We start from the raw sequence: 16,914 nt of genomic DNA on the forward strand, positions 1-16,914 counted from the left end.
ATCAGACCCGGTTCTAGCGTGGTTGGCTCTCGCCGAGAAAGGCGTCGACGTCGGCCGCGAAGTCGTGGTGGTGCTGAAACAGAAAGCCGTGGGCGGCATCGGGGTACAGCTTGATGCTGGCGTGCGGAATGAGCCCGGCTAGCAGGTGGGAGAAGTGCGGCAGGATCATTGGGTCGCTGTCACCGTTGGCGATGAAGACCGGGTGCGTGATGGCGCTAATGCGTTGCAGCGCCCCGTGATCGGGGATTCCCCAGTCGCACACGGCGTCGTACTGGGCCAGCCTGGTAGCCCAGGTCGTCGGCGTGTCTGCGTCGTCAGTACGTGCGAATATGCGCGCCAGCGTCTGCTCGCCCGCCTGTCGGCTCGCCGCCGACGACGTGAAGAAGGCGTCGAGGTAACCGGCGGGGTCAGGCTGCGGTGTGCCCACAGCATCGATCACCTCGGGTGCCCAGCCGTGCATGCCCGCAGCACCGCGTGGCGCCGAGGAGGCCAACACCAGCCGACGAACCACTGCAGGCCGGATCAGTGCGATCTCCTGAGCCACGAAGCTGCCGATGGAGAACCCCAGGATGTCGACCTGCGGGACCTCCAGTGTGGAGATGAAGGCGAGGGCATCGCGGGCCATCTGCTCGATCGTGTCGGCGGTCACTCCGGTCGTGGCGCCCACGCCGACGTTGTCGAACGCTACGACGCGACGCTGTCCGGCAAGTAGGTCGACGAGGGCGGGATCCCAGTTCTCGAGGTTCCCGCGGAAGTGTTGCAAAAGCACCAAAGGTACTGCGCCGTTACCCACCTCGCGGTAGGCGTAGTCGATACCGTTGGCGGCGCGGCTTACCTTGTTGGGTGCGCTGGCGTAGGTGAGTTCGGTCGTCGTGGTCATCGTGCATCCCCTCGATGAGATTCGGTGGAGAAGTGCGTTGTGTACATCGTCATCTCCCTCTCAGCGCGTGGCGTTCGATGCTGATCGCATACAGCGCTGTTTCGCGCTGGTTGTGGTCGTCGGTGGCGGCTTGACGGTCAGCGGCAGTTTCGTCGAACGTCTGGCCTGCCGCTGTGAGGATGTCCAGAAACCCTCGGGTCGGATAGCTCACAACCAGGTTGGTGTACTGGGATGTGGTGGCGTCGAGCCTGGTGACGCTCAGGTCCCAGAGGACGTAGATCTTCGTCCAGCCCAACGGTGTGTGCAGATCGCTCAGCGACACCATCCGACAGTGCTCGGGTTGGTGCACCTCAGCGACGTAGTGCTGCACCATCAGGCTGCCGCCGATCTCCTCGACGTTGATCGACATGGGGTGCCCGTCGTCGGTGACGGTCGATCCGGCGGCCAGGTGATCGGGCGGGCAGCAGCGTTGGTATTCGGCGTCGGGCAGGTTCAGCAGCCAGTCGGCGATGTCGACCTGCTCGATCGGGGCGTGCACGACCGCGGTCTTCTCGGAGTGCACCAGAATCATGTCGGTCAATACGTCGGTGTTCGCCATGCTTACGTCTCCTCCCACCAGGAAGTGACCAGCGATGCGTACTCGTCGGGTTTCTCCTCCCAGCAGAAGTGCCCGGCGCCGGGGATGAGGTCGACGCGACTGTGCGGAAGCCGGCTGGCAAGGAACTCCGCATTGACCGGGGGCACCACTTGGTCGTCGCTGCCCTGAACGACGCGCACGGGGGTGGAGATGTCAGCCAAGAGATCGGCCAGCTGTGGCAGGTATTCCAGGTAGCTCTGGGCGTAGGGGACGGTCCGGGCGAAACGGTCGCCCTCGTAGCAGGACATGTAGTCCTCGCGGATTTCCTCCGACGGGGTGTAGCCCTCGATGGTGCTCAGTGCGATCTCCACGATCTTGCGCCCGCCGAGCTGGCGGTAGGGCTCCAGGTCGGGAGCCTCCACCCATTCCCGAAGCACGCCCGTCACCTGCAGTGGGACCGCTGCGGCGCCGGTGCCGACCACCGCGCTGCGGAACCTCCCCGGCGCGGCGGCGGCGGCGAACAAGCACGACGAGGTGCCGATGTCGGGCCCGACGAGGTGGGGGTTCTCCAGGCCGAACTTATCGGCGATGCGAACGATGAACTCGCCCATCGTTTTCGGGTTCATCAGCGACTCCCGATATTCCGAGTTCCCGAATCCCGGGGGGTCGACGGCCAGGAGGTGCGCGTGCTCGGCCAGCTGCGCCCAACACTGTTCGAAGGCGTACACGCTCTCTGGCCACGGACTCAGGAGGATCGCGTCGTGGCGGCCCGGCCCGCTCTCGGCGTAACGGAGCGACAACCCGTCGATGGTGGTGAATTGGGGATGAATCAACTCGCTCATAGCCGCTCCTCGATGCCGTGATGGGTGTGGTTCATGGGGTGTTCCCTCCGATTTTGGGTAGGGGATCATCGGTGCCCCAGGGGTTGTCGATCGCGATCAACCAGGTTCCGTCGGGTTGGCGTCGAACGACGTCGCCGGAGCGCCCGGCCAGTCGCAACTCACCGCCCTGGGGATCGACGCCCTGCACGCTCCAGGACGACAGGTGCAACGCCACGCCGTGACTTTCCAGCAGCGCGCGGTGCACCACGGTGAAGGTGACTCGGCTGGCCGCGAAGAATTCCAGCACCGACCGCACGGCGTCGGCGCCGACACCTACGCGCCCGGGCTCGGTGACGATGCTTGCGTCGACCTCGTAGCAGGCCAACGCCGTCTCGACGTCACCGCGACTGCGGAGGTCGACGAGGTCGGCCACCAAGCCGTGCGCCGTGTAATGGCGCCGCACCCCTGGCGGGGCACCGGTCGTGGGTTCGAGCACGGCACCACTCTCGCCACACCGGCGGGCACCCGCATCGCATGAATGGGTGAGATTCGCCCATCCCGCATTCGTGCGATGCGCGTCGAACCCGTCGTCTCCTAACGTCGATCACGCCCCGGCACGTTGGCATCATCGTGCCGCGACGCGCCGACATTCAGCCTCGTGAAGGGATCGAACAATGACAGCGAGCACTACCGCACCGACCGTCGTGTTGGTGCACGGCGCCTTCGCCGATGCCTCCGGATATGCCGGTGTGATCCGCGAACTCAATGCGGCCGGCGTTACCGCTCTCGCACCGGCCAATCCCTTGCGCGGCTTGGCGTTCGACGCCAACTACGTACGCGACTTCGTCAGCGCCGTTGCGGGACCCGTCGTGCTGGTCGGGCACTCCTACGGGGGCGCGGTGATCACCCAGGCATCCGCCGACCTCGACAACGTCGCCGCCCTGGTCTACCTCGCGGCGTTCGCCCTGGACGAAGGCGAGAGCTGCGGCAGTGTCCAATCGCCCTTCCCGCAGCCGTTACTGGCCACCTCGGCGCGACCGACACCCTATGACGCCGGGGCCGGCGCCGCTGCCGGGCCCGATCTCTACATCGATCGGGCACTGTTCCGGGAGACCTTCTGCGCCGACGTTCCCGTCGACGTCGCGACGGTGCTGGCAGCCACCCAACGCCCCGTCGCCGCGGCGACCTTGGACGAGAAATGCACCCGGGCGGGTTGGAAGCAGATTCCGTCGTGGTACCTGGTATCGGCGCACGACAACGCGATCAGCCCCGACGCGGAGCGGTTCATGGCCGAGCGCATGGGGGCGACGACCGACACCATCGACGGCTCCCATACCGCGTTCATCGCCAAACCCGTCGCCGCGGCCACCTTCATCGGTCGAGCGCTCGAGTAGCCGAACGGTGTCCACCTACCGCGCCCACGAAGTGACCGGTTCGAGGCGATTCGAACTCGTCGACCGGGACCTCGTCGGGCCCCGCTCGGATCGTGCCCGGATCCGCGTGCACAGCTGCGGGGTGTGCCACAGCGACACCCTCGCCGTGGAGGGGATGCGTAAGGATCCCGATCAAGCGATCGTTCCCGGCCACGAAATCGTGGGGGTGATCGACGCGGTGGGGTCAGAGGTCGCGAAGTGGGCCGTCGGTGATCGGGTGGGGGTGGGGTTTCTCGGCGGCCACTGCGGAGTCTGCCCGTCCTGTCGGCGCGGTGACTTCGTGTACTGCGAGGATCAGCCCCGACCCGGCACGACCGAAGACGGCGGCTACGCCGAGTACGTCTATGTCCGAGCCAGCGGTCTGGTCCGCGTTCCGGTCGAGCTGGATTCCTTGCACGCCAGTCCGCTGCTCTGCGCCGGGGTCACGACCTTCAACGCGTTGCGCACCCTCGACTTGCGCCCCGGCGCGCTCGTCGGGATCCAGGGCATCGGAGGACTCGGCCATCTCGGCGTCCAGTACGCGAACAAGCTGGGGTGCCAGGTCGTCGCGATCGCACGCGGACCCGAGAAGCACGCGCTGGCAACACAACTGGGAGCTCATCACTACATCGACACCACGACCTCCGATCCCGGCGCCGAGTTACGGCGGCTCGGTGGCGCGTCCGCGATCATCGCCACCGCCGCCCGCGGCGCCTCGATGTCGCCGCTGCTCGCCGGGCTTGCACCGCGCGGCGCGCTGGTCGTCGTCGGGGCGGCACCAGATCCAATCGCCGTCGACACTGGCGAACTCGTCTTCAAAGGACGCTCCATCATGGGTAGCCTCACCGGCAGCTCGATCCAGAACGAGGACGCACTGGCGTTCACCGCGACGCACGGGGTCGCGCCGCTCATCGAAGTCACCCCATTCGAGGACGCCCCGAAGGCGTACGAGCGGATGTTGTCGGGCAAGGCCCGATTCCGAGTCGTCCTCGACATGGCTGTCGCCGCCAACGATTACACAGAGCGGACCGTCACCAACCCATGAAGGCAGTGCATTTCGACCGCTACGGCGAACCCGCAGATGTGCTGCGGGTCACCGACCAAACCGTTCCCGCACCGGGGGCCGGCGAGGTCCGGGTCAAGATCCGGCTGAGCCCGGTCAACCCGTCGGATCTGCTGTACGTGCGCGGGCACTATTCCGGTGTGACACCACACTTTCCCTCCGGCGCTGGCTTCGAGGGGGTCTGCGATGTCGACGCCATCGGTTGCGGCGTCACGGGGCTGACCGTTGGACAACGCGTCTTCGCCCGCAACAGCCCCGGCGGCAACTGGGCCGAGTACGCGGTGGTGCCCGCCGAGAAGGTCTACCTCGTACCCGACGACATCCCCGACGAGCAGATCGCGTCGTTCCTCATCAATCCGGCCACCGCCATCCTGATGGTGCGCCACGTCTTGGCCGTCCCGCGTGGGGAATGGCTGCTGCAGTCCGCGGCCAGCTCCGAACTGGGCCGGATGGTCATTCGGCTCGCGAAGCGCGACGGCATCCGCACTCTCAACGTGGTACGACGGCCCGAAGCGGTCGCCGATCTGAGCGCTCTTGGCGCCGACGCGGTCATCGTGTCCTCCGACGGTCCGATCGACGAACAGGTTCGACAGATCGTCGGGCCGGACGGCGTGAATTACGCGCTGGACCCGGTAGCAGGGCAGACCGGCACCGAGGTGTTCCGCTCACTCGGCGAAAGTGGGCGAATGCTGGTCTACGGATCATTGACCAATCAGCCGATCAGGGTCGGTGAAGACGCTCGCCTCACCCTGTCCGGCCGACGCACGCTCGAGGTGTACTGGCTCGGGTATTGGCTGCCTCGCCTCGAACACAGCGGCTTCTTCCCCCAGGGCAAGCCGGCGATCGCTCAGCTCATCGACGAGATCGCCGGACTGATCCGCGAAGGCGTCCTAGCAACATCTCCCGGGACGAAATACGTCCTCGACGACATTTACCACGCGGTCATCGAGGCTGAAACACCCGGCCGGCAGGGCAAAGTATTCATCGCGCCCTGACTGGGTGATCTTAGATTCGATTCCGATGAAATGCTGCACAGACAGGTCGTCCTCGACACGTCCGCCCACCCGACGAAGACGAGGTAGAAACATGACCGCCGCACAGGGAGAACGTAACAAGGCACTCGTCATCGACGGGTTCCACACCTTGGTCAACTGGCGCGGTCATCAGGCCGCAGAACGATTCTGGTCCCCACCTACCTTCTGCTCAGCGCCCACACCTAACCAGGCAGGGACGGGTTGTTCGACCGAATCAAAGCCGCACCCGACGAGCTGCGGAACGACCACCAGTTGGTCCTGGCCGGCGGTGACTACGTCATGCTTACCGGCCGATTCTCCAACATCGGGGCACCGGCGAACTGTGTGGTCGTCGACGTCGTCCGCATCGACGACGGGGTTGCTTCAAAAGCACTGGAACGTGATCCAAGACGAGGCCACCGAGAGCGAATCCACAAGCGGCCAACCCGGTTTCGGTGAAAGTCGTCCGATGCATCGAGACATTGCCGCCCGGCCGACCACACGTGTCCACTCATACGGCGGGGCTCCATCCCGCCCAAGCGGCAGCCAATCCGAGAGGTAACACGAATGAGCGACCTACTGAACGCGGTGCTCGATGCCCACGGCGGGACCGACCACTGGCAGGAATACACACAAGTGGACGCCACCATCGTCAGCGGCGGCGGGCTGTTCCCGCTCAAGGGAGTCCCCCAAGATCCGAGCCCTCGCCGTATGACCGTCTGGTTGCGCGAAGAACGTTCCTCGGTCACTCCGTTTGGAGCACCCGATCAACGCACCATGTTCACCCCTGATCGCATTGCCATCGAAAAGCTCGACGGCGCCGTGGTCAGCGAGCGGCGTGCGCCAAGGGATTCGTTCGCGGGCCACCAGATGCAGACCCCATGGGACGCCTTGCATCGTGCCTACTTCAACGGCGAAGCCGTGTGGACCTATTTGACGACACCGTTCCTGCTGGCAATGGACGGCGTCCAAGTCGACGAAACAGACACCTGGCAGGAGGGCAACGAAACATGGCGCGTCTTGCGGGCGTACTTCCCCGGCTCCATCGAAACGCATAGTTCCGTACAGGACTTCTTCTTCGGCGAGGACTTCTTGCTCCGCCGACACGATTACAGCGTGAACATCGCCGGCGGATTTTCCGCAGCGCAACTGACCTCGGACTACGTCGTCGCCGACGGCATCAGTCTGCCCACCAAGCGCCGCGCCTACACCCGCGGACCGGACCGGCGGCCCATCACCGAGATGCTCATGGTGGCGATCGACTTCAGCGAGGTGCATTTCCACTAACCGCGACGGCGCGCGTCCGAGCCGCTTGCCGATCGCCCGCAGGCTCAGCCCGGAGAGGGCGCACGTCCTGGTGTTAAGCAAAAGATGCGGGTTTTATGGGGTTGCCCGGGGTCCGCAAGAAGAGGGCGGCAACTGTGTCGACACCTCACCGTCCCCGCGGTACCGGTAAACCTGCGTGTTCCAGGCCGTCGTATACCGTGCCGAAGGGGCGATGAGGAAGTGAGCGGCGCGTCTCGGAGGGCCGCCTCAGAGCGAAGTCACGACACGCCCGCCGCGTGAGGCGACGCTCTCACTATGTACGTAGCGCGACCATGGTTGAGCGGCCGATTGGGCGTGTCGTTGGGTGCAGTTGTGGCTGTAGCCCAACAGGTGGGCTACTACGGGAGGGGGTATCTCGGTGACGAGGTTCTGCAGTGCGGAGTTGCGTGCTCCGAGCAAGTTGATACCCAGCGTGCGCAGCTTCAATCAGTCAACGAATCATTGCCACATCGCTGCACGTCAACGCCAGGCATTCACACCAGTTCGTTGCCCGCCTTCGGTGGACGCCGAAACCTACACCTGCGACGTGATGCCATGAGGATCACGACACTGCTGCTCAACGCCGATTTCGGACACGGAGTGCTCCACCCGGCTGCCGAACCACAGACCGAGGAGATTGATTCATCTGATGCAATATGCAGACATTTGTCATGGATAATGATAATTATCCATGCGCCGAAAGGTAATGGCGGGCAACATGATTGGATCCTGCGATCGTCACTGTGAAATATTAGTTAACGGGAAATACTAGGTAACGGCGGACAGTCGGGGCCGCAGTCGCCTTACCTCGGCCCCACTTCACCGCGCACGTCGTCGCCACCATTGCAACTGATGATCTTGCACCGCAGTGGCCCACTGTGAGACTCGCTGAACGGTACGTCGCGTCTGCGATGTTCTCCTCGCTGGTACAAATTAAGCGTGCGCACGTCTCAGGCAGCAGACTCCGACGGCGGGAAAGGCAACGAGACGACCGTGACCAAGAACTACGCCGGCACCCTAACCCCAACCAGCGGGCGACACCCGACGCTTCACCTTCGCGTGTTCACCATCCGCTACCACCGGGGCTTGACGCCAAGGCGCGTGCCGGCCAGCTTATCGAGCCTGAGTCGCTCGATGGGTTGGCCACGGATTTGGGCACGGAACACCGTGGAACCGACGCGAACGAGTGAGACGCGGTGAGACAGCTTGGACGGCCGAACCTCGCTGATCGCCGGTTCGATGCCGGCCCTGGCCACCAAGAGTTAGTCGAATTCGATGGGCAGACTCCTCGGCCCGCTCAAGCTCACGATCGGTTTCCACGGCACCGGCCCGGTGATCCGCGGGTTGCGTAGCCGGCCCGTCAACACATTCAGCGCCTCGGCGATCTCCCGCCTGGCCAGGTTGGCACCCAGGCAATAGTGCACGCCGCCGCCGAAGGTCAGGATCGCGGGCGCGCCCTCGCGGGTGATGTCGACCCGATCGGGGTCGTCGTAGACGCTTGGATCGCGATTGGCCGCAAAGGTATTCAGCAGCACCATCGACCCGGCCGGGAAGATGTAGCCGTCCAGCTCGACGTCCTCGGCCACCACCCGCAGCGCGCCGCCTGCGACCGGGGAGTGGCGCATGGTCTCCTCCACTGCCAGCATGGCCAGGTCGGGATTGTCGCGCAGCAAATCCCACTGATCAGGGTGCTCGCAGAGCACCTGCACCGACGCGGCGACCTGGTTGCGGGTGGTGTCGGTTCCCGCCAGCAGCAGGCCACCGGCGAGCATCTGCAGTTCGGTGGCATCGAGCCGATCCCCGTCGTCCTCGGCGCGGATCAGGTCGGAGATCAGATCGTCGGTCAGGCTGTCCCGACGCTGGGCGACCATATGGTCGACATAGTCGTCCAACTCGCCCCACGCCCCCATCACGGCGGGCTCGAGCGACCGGATGTCGGCGGTGAAGCTGAACGCCTGGAAGATCTCGTCCGCCCAGGCCGAGAACCGTTGCCAGTCTTCGGGCGGCGCGCCCAGCAGTGCGCAGATGATCGGGACGGGGTAGGGGCGCGCGATGTCGTCGACGACGTCGCAGTGGCCCTGGCCCGCGACCTGGTCGACGAGGCCGTCCAGCACGTCGACCATGGTGTCGTGCAAGCGCGCAACTGTACGGGGCGTGAACGCCTTCGAACACAGGCCGCGTAGGCGCTGGTGCGTATCGCCGTCCACACATAGCAGGCTGGTGATCACCTTGTCCCATAGCGGGCCCGAGCTGATGCCCTGTGCCTGCAGCACGATGCCCTTCGGCACCTCGAACCGCTTGTCCCGCAGCACGGCTCGGACCATCGAGTAGGACAGCACTTCGGGCCCGTACGGGCCGATCGCGACCGGCGCCTGTTCTTGCGCCTCGCGCAAGCGTGGATAAACCTGAGCCGGGTTCTCGTCGGCACTATAGTCCAGCGGCGGCAGATCGGCGTCAGAAAGCGGGAGTGCGGCGGTACCGGCGGTCATGACGGTCTCCTTTGACGCGTCCGACAGAACCCCGCCAGCATAAATCCGGCTTTCCCGCCCGCCCGGAAACGCAGGTAAACTACAGACATGTAATTCGCGGGACGCGATCGCTCTCGCCGGCACAAGGAACGGGCCATGGACCCACTCAAGATTTGCAGTGTTGAATTCGACGACCGGGATCCATTCCTGGCGACCTTCCACATCCACCTGTCTCGCGACATGACGGCCTTCGAGCGCCAGATGCTGCCGCCACTGCTCACCAGCGGCTTCTCCCCCTCGGAGGCTCGGGGCTCCGCCGTGGTCGCCATCAGGAACGCGACCATCACGATGATCGAAGACCACCGTGACCTGCTCAAGCAGATCGTCGCCGAAGCCGAAACCCTAGCCGGCACAATGGAACACGAGCAGCGCGCGATAGCAGCCCAGATTGCTGAAAGGGCCGAGGGCGTTCAAGAGCGCGCGGCAGCCATCGACTGGAGCTGAGACGGTCGCATACTGAACTCATGCGTCGGCTTCTGGGTGCCCTGTCCCTGCTCGCCGCACTGAGCAGCGGCGTGAGCGCGCATGCCGACGTGCCACCGCTGAGCCCCGAGGCGCGGGCAGCGGGATTCGTCGACGTGCGCTCCGTCGTTCCCAATGCGGTGATCGACCTGCGCTATGCGACGCCGAACAATTTCACCCACACCCAGCTGTATCCGGCCGGCGCGCGCTGCCTGGTGCACCAATCCCTGGCCCCCGGGCTCGCGTCCGCCGCCAAGGCGCTTGCGTCGACGGGAAACTTTCTCGTCTTTTGGGACTGCTACCGACCGCACGATGTTCAGGTCAAGATGTTCGATGTGGTGCCGAATCCGGCGTGGGTGGCCAAGCCCGGCAACTATGCGAAGAGCCACGAGTCGGGGCGTTCGGTCGATGTGACGCTGGGCAATGTGGCCGAGCAGTGTCCGCGCTGCCTCGTCGACATGGGTACCGACTTCGACGACTTCTCCCCGCGGGCAACCGCTTTCGCCACCGACGGGGTCAGCACGGCCCAGCGGGCGAGCCGGGCCAGACTGCGCGATGCCATGACCGCCGCAGGGCTGTCGGTGTACTCCGGTGAATGGTGGCATTTCGACGGCGCCGGGGCCGGGGTGCAGCGCCCGATCCTCAACGTGCCGGTCGTTTAGACGTCTCAAAATATGAGATAGGTATTTCGTATTATGGAATATTCAGCGGTAACCTTGTGATCGAACAGGATTCAATCGCGAGGAGGTCGCACCATGTCCGGTAAACATCAGGCCGTCTACACCCACGGGCATCACGAGTCGGTGTTGCGTGCGCATCGGCGGCGCACCGCCGAGAACTCCGCCGGCTATCTCCTGCCGCACGTACGACCAGGGATAGCCCTTCTCGACGTGGGCTGTGGCCCCGGAACCATCACCGCCGATCTTGCCGCGCGCATCGCGCCCGGCCAGGTCACCGCGGTCGAATTGACCGACGATGCTTTGGATTTGGCGCGCGGCGAGGCGCGGGCGCGGGGACAATCGAACATCGTCTTCGCGACGTCCGATGTCCACGCACTGGACTTTCCCGACGACTCCTTCGATGTCGTACACGCTCACCAAGTGCTCCAACATGTAGGCGACCCGGTGCAGGCGCTCCGAGAGATGCGGCGAGTGTGCAAGCCGGGCGGTGTGGTCGGGGTGCGCGACTCTGACTATGCGGGCTTCATCTGGTTTCCGCAGCTGCCGGCACTGGACCGCTGGATGACGCTGTACGTCACCGCGGCACGCGCCAATGGTGGCGAACCCGACGCCGGGCGGCGGCTGTTGTCCTGGGCTCAAAAAGCCGGGTTCGACGACATCGTGCCCACGGGCAGCCTGTGGGCTTTTGCGACGCCTGAGGACCGCGGCTGGTGGGGCGGCATGTGGGCAGATCGCATCATTGAGTCGGCGTTGACGCGACAGCTGATCGACTCGGGGCTCGCCACTGCCGCCGAGCTCGAGGAGATTTCGGCCGCGTGGCGAGAGTGGGCCGCGGCGCCCGATGGCTGGTTCTCCATCCCGGCGGGCGAGCTGATCTGCCGGAAGTAGGCCATCTGCGCTGTTCAGGCGCATGGTATTGGCATTCTCTTTTTTGGCAAGTACGTTATCGAGGATAGCTAACGACACTTTGGAGGAGCCGTGCGTCTCGGAGTTATGATCGGCGCCGAGCGCGGTGATTCCGCGCGCAAAGTCAGCAAGATGCTCGCCGATATCGAGTGGGCAGAGGCCGCGGGCATGGACACCGCCTGGATCCCGCAGGTCCCCAACGACTTCGACGCGTTGCTGGCCGTCGCGTTGATGGGCACCCGCACTACCCGCATCGAGCTAGGCACCGCCGTCGTACCGCTACAGGCGCAGCATCCGATTGCGTTGGCGCGTCAGGCTTTATCGACGCATGCGGCCACCGGGGGCCGATTGGCGCTGGGCGTCGGGCCGTCGCATCATTGGATCATTCAGGACATGCTGGGCCTGCAGTACGAAAAGCCCGCGGCCTACACCCGTGACTACCTCGAGGTGTTGCACGCCGCGTTCGCCGGACCGGGACCGATTGACGTCGAGAACGCACGCTTCACCGTGCACAACCCGAACGATCTGGCCCCGGTTGCGCCGCTGCCGGTGTTCGTCGCCGCGCTCGGTCCGGTGATGCTGGCGCTGGCCGGCGAGCATGCCGACGGCACCGTGTTATGGATGGCCGACGAACGGTCCGTTGCCGAGCATGTCGTGCCTCGGATCACCAAGGCCGCCGACAACGCTGGCCGGCCTGCGCCGCGCATCGTCGCGGGGATTCCGGTATGCCTCTGTGCCACAAGCGAAGTCGACGCGGCTAAGAAGCGAGCCAACCGGATCCTGGGTGAGGCCGAGGTGTCGCCGAACTATCAGCGGCTGCTGGATTACGGCGACGCCCGCGATGTCGGCGACATCTGTGCGGCCGGCGACGAGGACGCCATCCTGGCGCGGATGCGCCGCTTCGCCGACGCCGGAGTGACCGATCTGTCGGTGCGGCTACTGCCGATCGGTGACAACCGCGACGAGCTGATCGCATCGAAACGGCGGACCCGCGAGGTCATCGCCGAACTGGGCGCCCAGCTCCGCTGATCACGTCGGCACGATCATGTGCGCCGCGGCGATCTTGCGAAAAGCCGCGACCAGTCGGCTGCGATCGTCGGCACGGCACGCCATCACGACATGACTGGGCTCGACGCCCGCGATGGGAATGGTGGTCAGGTCGGGCCGCAATGCGGTGCCGTGTGAGCCGGCGATGATCGCCACCGCTTGTCCGGCGGCGATGACTTCGAACTTGTCCTCGATCGCCTCGATGAACGGCCCGCCGGGGGCTCGTCGCCCGTCCGGACGCGGGTCGACCCGCCAAAAGGCGTTCCAGGACGGGTCGGAATCTCGGATCTGCGGCATCGGCTCTTCGGAGATGTCGTCGAGGGTGATCGACTCCTTGCCCGCGAGGCGATGGGTCAACGGCACCAGCAATACCCGGGGCTCGTCGTAAAGGACAGTCACATGCAGCTGATCGGTCGGGAACGGCAGCCGGGTGATTAACGCGTCAACTCGATGGTCCAGCAACGCATTTCGTGCTTTGTCCCAATCGAGGTGCATCACTTGCACGTCGGCGTCCGGGTGCTCGCGGCGCATCTCGAGCACCGCGGGGGTGACGATGAGTCCCATCGTGTAGCCGATCATGATGCGACTGGGCTGCGCGGCGGCCCGAGTCTCGGATGCGGCGCGCGCCGCCGCCCGAAGCAGCGCCTTGGCCGCGGGCAGGAAGACTTCGCCGGCTTCGGTGAGTCGGCTGCCCTGCGGGGTGCGGTCCAGCAGGCGTGCACTTAGCTGCTGTTCGAGTCGTCGAATCTGCCGACTCAGCGACGGTTGCGCCACCCGCAGCGCGGTGGCGGCGCGGCCGAAGTGCCGATGATCTGCGACCGTCACGAAGTACCGCACTAATCGCAGGTCGACATCAACCGGCGGGGTGTCGTCCATATCCGCATAGTAATCGCCAAATCTGTAGCAAATGACGCTATAAGGTTCGTGCGCTGCAGTGATGCCTGATCGGTATTGAGTATTGCGAAACAAGTCTTGGACGGGCGACCGATCCGGTCGCAGGGTGGTGTTACCGCTCAACCGCTCAATTCAGGAGTTCAACATGCGAGTTTTCGTCACCGGCGCGTCGGGACACATCGGGTCCGCAGTGGTACCCGAGCTGATCCAAGCCGGACATCAAGTGATCGGCCTGGCCCGTTCGGACGAGTCCGCCGCGGCGCTGGAGGCTGCGGGCGCGAAGGCGCACCGCGGCTCGCTCGACGACCTGGACAGTCTGCGCGCCGCGGCCGCGGCCTCTGACGGCGTGATCCACCTGGCCTTCAAACACGACTTCAGCGACTTCATGGGATCGGTCGAGTCGGATCAGCGCGCTGTCGAGGCGATCGGCGAGGCTCTCGTCGGCTCCGACAAGCCCTTCGTGGGCACGTCGGGAACGTTGATGGTGGCCCATGTGGAGGGCCGACTCGCCACCGAGGAAGACACCCTGCCGGCCGGGCCGCGAATTGACGCGGAGAACTACGCAATTGCGTTGGCGGAGCGCGGCGTTCGGTCTTCTGTCATCCGGCTCGCCCCGCTGGTGCACAGCAACCTGGACCACCACGGCTTCACCAGTCACATCATCGACTGTGCCCGCAAGGCCGGGGTGTCCGCGTACATCGGTGATGGCGCCAACCGATGGCCCGCGCTGCACACACTGGACGCGGGGCGGCTCTACCGGCTGGCTCTGGAAAACGCGCCCGCCGGCACGCGCCTGCACGGCATCGCCGACGAGGGCGTGCCGTTCCGCGACATCGCCGAGGTCATCGGCCGGCGGTTGGACCTGCCGGTCAACAGCATCTCCGCCGATGAGGCGCCCGAACACTTCGGGTTCTTGGCCCCGTTCGCCGGGTTGGACGATGCGACGTCCAGCGAGCTGACCCAAAAGGTCCTCGACTGGCAGCCCGAACACCAAGGGCTGCTTGCCGACTTGGAGGACGACCACTACTTCGTCGAGACACAGCACTGATGGCGAGTGTGGTCGAAGCCGCCCGCGAGGCGCTTGGGTCAATCGGCGTGTGCCTGCCCGCTTCATTGACCGTCGCGCTGGACGTTGATCTGCAACGGGATGCCATCCGGCGACTCGACCACGCGGGGTATCGGACGGTCTGGGTCAACGAGGTGATTGGCAAGGACGCCTTCGTGCAGATCGGCACGCTGATCGCGGAGACCGAGCGGATGGTGTTCGGAACCAGCATCGCCAATATCTGGGCCCGGCCGCCGCAGACGATGCATGCCGCGGCGGCGCAACTCGCGCAGGCCTATCCCGGCCGGCTGGTCGTCGGGATCGGGGTCGGCTATCCCGAGCAGGCGGCCAGCGTCGCGCGGGAATTCGGCCGTCCGCTGGTCACGATCCGGGACTACGTCCAGCGGATGGATGAACCGACGTGGCCGCCGGTCCCCGATGCCGCTTATCCCAGGATCATCGCGGCGAACGGGCCGAAAATGCTTGCGCTAGCGGACGAGATCGCCGACGGCGCATTCCCCGCCGGAAAGGCGCCCGGGTTCACCGCCCACGCCAGGAGCACGCTGGGGCCCGACAAGCTGCTGGTCGTCGGGTTGTCCCTGGATCCTGATCCGACGGCGGTCCGGGATGGCGCACGTGAGCACCTGAATGCCGGCGCTGACCACGTCACGATTCTGCCGCCGCTCGACGGCGACTTCCGCGACGGGATCGACCAGCTGGAGCTGATCGCCCCGACGCTGATCGGACTGGGTCAGCCTCGCGCCGGGTTGGTGTAAACGCGGGTCGGCGAGATCAGGACCGCAGTCCGACGCTCGTCTCGCATCACCCGGTCATAGGTGTCCCAGTCGTCGTGGGTGCCGCCGGCCGCGGTGAAGACGTCGCGAAGGATCACCCGCAGTCGCTCGTCGTCCACATCCGGGTGCAGGTCGTCGGGTCCGATCAGCTGCGCGACCCCTTCGACGGTGGCCCACCGCCAACCGGCGCGGGCCGTGACCGTGGTGCGTGGATCGGCGCGCAGGTGACCGAGTTTGCGGGCGCTGCCGATGGCCACCAGCCCGACGACCGGTTCGCCTGACAGCGGATGAGGGAGGACCCCAGCGTTGACGACGGACGCCTGAGCGCTGCCGTCGCCTCGCAGCGTGGTGAATACGACGAGCCCCTGGTCGGCCGAAGCGACTTCGGCGAAGGCGGGTAGGTCAGTCATACGGGGTTCAGCCGCGGACGGCCGCGTTACATTCCCTGCTCGTAAAGGACCGTGATCGACGCGGTGCTGGGCACCGCCTGGCAGGTGAGGATGTAGCCGTCGGCGATCTCGTCGTCTTCGAGAACGTCGTTGGTGCGCATGGTGGCCTCGCCCTCGATCAGCTTGGCCATGCACGTCCCGCAGTTGCCGGCCTCGCAGCTGAACGGCGGTGACAGCCCGGCCCGGCGCGCGCTCTCCAGCAGCGTCTCCCCGGGCACCCGCGGCACCGACGCCTTCTTGCGGTCGATCCGGATGGTCACAGTGCCGCCCGAGTCGACGTCGCCCGCAGCTTCGGACACCTCCGGCGCCGGTGCCTTGACCGGCGGCGATGCGTCAAAGTCCTCGACCAGGACGTTCGCGGTGTCCGGCAGCGCCGACCGGACCACGGCCATGAACCCTTCCGGCCCGCAGACATAACAGTCGGCGCCGGTATCGCTGCCGACGAACGACTCGACACCCGCCGAATCCAGGAGCCCGTGGTCGTCGTCGAGGCGCCGCTCCACCGACAACCGGCCGGGATAACGCTGGACCAGGTCATCGAGCACCGCGTCGAAGACGGCCGAACCGCGATCGCGGTCCGCGCACAGAATGCGCACCGTGCGATCGGTGTCCGCCAAAGCGCTCTTCGCCAGCGACAGGATCGGTGTGACACCGCTGCCGCCGGCGAAAGCCAGCAGCGGCGCCGACGTCGACCCCAGCACGAAGGTTCCCGCGGCTCTGGTCATGGTGAGCTCGTCGCCTTCGACCACGTTGTCCACCAGCCAGTTCGACACTTTGCCCCCGGCCACCCGCTTGACCGTGGTGGTCAGCTCGGTGTCGACCCCCGGGGCGCTCGACATCGAATACGACCGGTACAGCTCTTCGCCGCCGACAGTCACCCGGAACGTGCAGAACTGCCCAGCGCGGTAGGAAAACGGCTGTTCCTCCGGGGCGAGTACATAGGTACGGCTATCGGCGGTCTCCTTGATGATCCGAGTCACCGTGGCCCGCTGGAACACGTGGCGTTCCGCCATCCGCACACCTTCCACACTTTGCGTT

At 65.6% G+C, this 16,914-nt stretch carries 19 protein-coding genes and 1 pseudogene; 11 read left to right on the forward strand and 9 right to left on the reverse strand.

Annotated features, from left to right (window positions below):
- Nucleotides 1–13 precede the first annotated feature (13 nt).
- Genes ACQY5A_RS12070 through ACQY5A_RS12085 form a run of 4 tightly spaced genes read right to left on the reverse strand, consistent with a single transcriptional unit; the run spans nt 14 to nt 2,774 of the window.
- A complete protein-coding gene (locus tag ACQY5A_RS12070) occupies nt 14–880 on the reverse strand; it encodes an alpha/beta fold hydrolase (protein ID WP_428340608.1) in 867 nt (288 codons plus the stop codon).
- Between the two features lie 49 nt (nt 881–929).
- Nucleotides 930–1,478 (reverse strand): hypothetical protein, encoded by a 549-nt coding sequence (locus ACQY5A_RS12075; RefSeq protein WP_428340609.1) that lies wholly within the window; start codon nt 1,476–1,478, stop codon nt 930–932.
- 2 nt (nt 1,479–1,480) lie between these two features.
- Nucleotides 1,481–2,299 (reverse strand): alpha/beta fold hydrolase, encoded by an 819-nt coding sequence (locus ACQY5A_RS12080; protein WP_428340610.1) that lies wholly within the window; start codon nt 2,297–2,299, stop codon nt 1,481–1,483.
- Nucleotides 2,300–2,330: 31 nt separating this feature from the next.
- Nucleotides 2,331–2,774, reverse strand: coding sequence for a YybH family protein (locus ACQY5A_RS12085; RefSeq protein WP_428340611.1), 444 nt, complete (start codon nt 2,772–2,774; stop codon nt 2,331–2,333).
- 178 nt (nt 2,775–2,952) lie between these two features.
- Between ACQY5A_RS12085 and ACQY5A_RS12090 the strand changes: the two genes are divergently transcribed.
- From ACQY5A_RS12090 to ACQY5A_RS12110, 5 genes are all read left to right on the forward strand, one after another.
- Nucleotides 2,953–3,672 (forward strand): alpha/beta hydrolase, encoded by a 720-nt coding sequence (locus tag ACQY5A_RS12090; RefSeq protein WP_428340612.1) that lies wholly within the window; start codon nt 2,953–2,955, stop codon nt 3,670–3,672.
- Between the two features lie 7 nt (nt 3,673–3,679).
- Nucleotides 3,680–4,735: an alcohol dehydrogenase catalytic domain-containing protein gene (locus tag ACQY5A_RS12095; protein WP_428340613.1), complete on the forward strand. Its 1,056-nt coding sequence runs from the start codon at nt 3,680–3,682 to the stop codon at nt 4,733–4,735.
- The gene (locus ACQY5A_RS12100) at nt 4,732–5,748 is read left to right on the forward strand and encodes a zinc-dependent alcohol dehydrogenase family protein (protein WP_428340614.1); all 1,017 of its coding nucleotides are present in this window, start codon (nt 4,732–4,734) and stop codon (nt 5,746–5,748) included. Before ACQY5A_RS12095 ends, ACQY5A_RS12100 begins: the two co-directional genes overlap by 4 nt.
- A 240-nt stretch (nt 5,749–5,988) precedes the next feature.
- Nucleotides 5,989–6,225: a hypothetical protein gene (locus ACQY5A_RS12105; RefSeq protein ID WP_428340615.1), complete on the forward strand. Its 237-nt coding sequence runs from the start codon at nt 5,989–5,991 to the stop codon at nt 6,223–6,225.
- Nucleotides 6,226–6,333: 108 nt separating this feature from the next.
- Nucleotides 6,334–7,053 (forward strand): hypothetical protein, encoded by a 720-nt coding sequence (locus ACQY5A_RS12110; RefSeq protein WP_428340616.1) that lies wholly within the window; start codon nt 6,334–6,336, stop codon nt 7,051–7,053.
- 246 nt (nt 7,054–7,299) lie between these two features.
- Here the strand turns inward: ACQY5A_RS12110 and ACQY5A_RS12115 are convergent.
- Nucleotides 7,300–7,515 (reverse strand): annotated as a pseudogene (locus tag ACQY5A_RS12115) (hypothetical protein); the annotation flags it as partial.
- An 818-nt stretch (nt 7,516–8,333) separates the two neighbouring features.
- Nucleotides 8,334–9,560, reverse strand: a complete 1,227-nt coding sequence (locus ACQY5A_RS12120) for a cytochrome P450 (RefSeq protein ID WP_428340617.1) — start codon at nt 9,558–9,560, stop codon at nt 8,334–8,336.
- Nucleotides 9,561–9,695: 135 nt separating this feature from the next.
- Here ACQY5A_RS12120 and ACQY5A_RS12125 point away from each other — a divergent pair, with 135 nt between their 5' ends.
- From ACQY5A_RS12125 to ACQY5A_RS12140, 4 genes are all read left to right on the forward strand, one after another.
- Nucleotides 9,696–10,043 (forward strand): hypothetical protein, encoded by a 348-nt coding sequence (locus ACQY5A_RS12125; RefSeq protein WP_428340618.1) that lies wholly within the window; start codon nt 9,696–9,698, stop codon nt 10,041–10,043.
- A gap of 20 nt (nt 10,044–10,063) precedes the next feature.
- Nucleotides 10,064–10,723 carry a M15 family metallopeptidase gene (locus ACQY5A_RS12130; protein ID WP_428340619.1) on the forward strand — a complete coding sequence of 220 codons (660 nt, stop codon included), beginning with the start codon at nt 10,064–10,066 and terminating at the stop codon, nt 10,721–10,723.
- A gap of 93 nt (nt 10,724–10,816) precedes the next feature.
- Nucleotides 10,817–11,629 (forward strand): class I SAM-dependent methyltransferase, encoded by an 813-nt coding sequence (locus tag ACQY5A_RS12135; RefSeq protein ID WP_428340620.1) that lies wholly within the window; start codon nt 10,817–10,819, stop codon nt 11,627–11,629.
- A 90-nt stretch (nt 11,630–11,719) separates the two neighbouring features.
- Nucleotides 11,720–12,676: an LLM class F420-dependent oxidoreductase gene (locus tag ACQY5A_RS12140; RefSeq protein ID WP_428340621.1), complete on the forward strand. Its 957-nt coding sequence runs from the start codon at nt 11,720–11,722 to the stop codon at nt 12,674–12,676.
- Here the strand turns inward: ACQY5A_RS12140 and ACQY5A_RS12145 are convergent, their stop codons facing one another.
- Nucleotides 12,677–13,570, reverse strand: a complete 894-nt coding sequence (locus ACQY5A_RS12145; protein ID WP_428340622.1) for a LysR family transcriptional regulator — start codon at nt 13,568–13,570, stop codon at nt 12,677–12,679.
- A 163-nt stretch (nt 13,571–13,733) separates the two neighbouring features.
- Here ACQY5A_RS12145 and ACQY5A_RS12150 point away from each other — a divergent pair, with 163 nt between their 5' ends.
- Together ACQY5A_RS12150 and ACQY5A_RS12155 are read left to right on the forward strand one after the other, a co-directional pair.
- Entirely contained in the window at nt 13,734–14,636 is a 903-nt protein-coding gene (locus ACQY5A_RS12150) for an SDR family oxidoreductase (protein WP_428340623.1), read from the forward strand.
- Entirely contained in the window at nt 14,636–15,409 is a 774-nt protein-coding gene (locus ACQY5A_RS12155) for an LLM class flavin-dependent oxidoreductase (protein WP_428340624.1), read from the forward strand. Before ACQY5A_RS12150 ends, ACQY5A_RS12155 begins: the two co-directional genes overlap by 1 nt.
- Here the strand turns inward: ACQY5A_RS12155 and ACQY5A_RS12160 are convergent.
- Nucleotides 15,385–15,837 (reverse strand): TIGR03618 family F420-dependent PPOX class oxidoreductase, encoded by a 453-nt coding sequence (locus ACQY5A_RS12160; RefSeq protein ID WP_428340625.1) that lies wholly within the window; start codon nt 15,835–15,837, stop codon nt 15,385–15,387. The genes ACQY5A_RS12155 and ACQY5A_RS12160 overlap by 25 nt on opposite strands.
- Before the next feature lie 26 nt (nt 15,838–15,863).
- Entirely contained in the window at nt 15,864–16,889 is a 1,026-nt protein-coding gene (locus ACQY5A_RS12165; protein ID WP_428340626.1) for a 2Fe-2S iron-sulfur cluster-binding protein, read from the reverse strand.
- Nucleotides 16,890–16,914: the final 25 nt, after the last annotated feature.

The sequence above is a fragment of the Mycobacterium sp. genome (assembly GCF_965277065.1).
Classification (GTDB): Bacteria; Actinomycetota; Actinomycetes; order Mycobacteriales; family Mycobacteriaceae; genus Mycobacterium.

Coding starts and splice junctions, on each gene's coding strand:
- ACQY5A_RS12110 (WP_428340616.1), top strand. CDS start 6,334: ATGAGCGACCTACTGAACGCGGTGCTCGATGCCCACGGCGGGACCGAC.
- ACQY5A_RS12075 (WP_428340609.1), bottom strand. CDS start 1,478: ATGGCGAACACCGACGTATTGACCGACATGATTCTGGTGCACTCCGAG.
- ACQY5A_RS12125 (WP_428340618.1), top strand. CDS start 9,696: ATGGACCCACTCAAGATTTGCAGTGTTGAATTCGACGACCGGGATCCA.
- ACQY5A_RS12165 (WP_428340626.1), bottom strand. CDS start 16,889: ATGGCGGAACGCCACGTGTTCCAGCGGGCCACGGTGACTCGGATCATC.
- ACQY5A_RS12160 (WP_428340625.1), bottom strand. CDS start 15,837: ATGACTGACCTACCCGCCTTCGCCGAAGTCGCTTCGGCCGACCAGGGG.
- ACQY5A_RS12120 (WP_428340617.1), bottom strand. CDS start 9,560: ATGACCGCCGGTACCGCCGCACTCCCGCTTTCTGACGCCGATCTGCCG.
- ACQY5A_RS12090 (WP_428340612.1), top strand. CDS start 2,953: ATGACAGCGAGCACTACCGCACCGACCGTCGTGTTGGTGCACGGCGCC.
- ACQY5A_RS12145 (WP_428340622.1), bottom strand. CDS start 13,570: ATGGACGACACCCCGCCGGTTGATGTCGACCTGCGATTAGTGCGGTAC.
- ACQY5A_RS12150 (WP_428340623.1), top strand. CDS start 13,734: ATGCGAGTTTTCGTCACCGGCGCGTCGGGACACATCGGGTCCGCAGTG.
- ACQY5A_RS12100 (WP_428340614.1), top strand. CDS start 4,732: ATGAAGGCAGTGCATTTCGACCGCTACGGCGAACCCGCAGATGTGCTG.
- ACQY5A_RS12135 (WP_428340620.1), top strand. CDS start 10,817: ATGTCCGGTAAACATCAGGCCGTCTACACCCACGGGCATCACGAGTCG.
- ACQY5A_RS12155 (WP_428340624.1), top strand. CDS start 14,636: ATGGCGAGTGTGGTCGAAGCCGCCCGCGAGGCGCTTGGGTCAATCGGC.
- ACQY5A_RS12130 (WP_428340619.1), top strand. CDS start 10,064: ATGCGTCGGCTTCTGGGTGCCCTGTCCCTGCTCGCCGCACTGAGCAGC.
- ACQY5A_RS12080 (WP_428340610.1), bottom strand. CDS start 2,299: ATGAGCGAGTTGATTCATCCCCAATTCACCACCATCGACGGGTTGTCG.
- ACQY5A_RS12070 (WP_428340608.1), bottom strand. CDS start 880: ATGACCACGACGACCGAACTCACCTACGCCAGCGCACCCAACAAGGTA.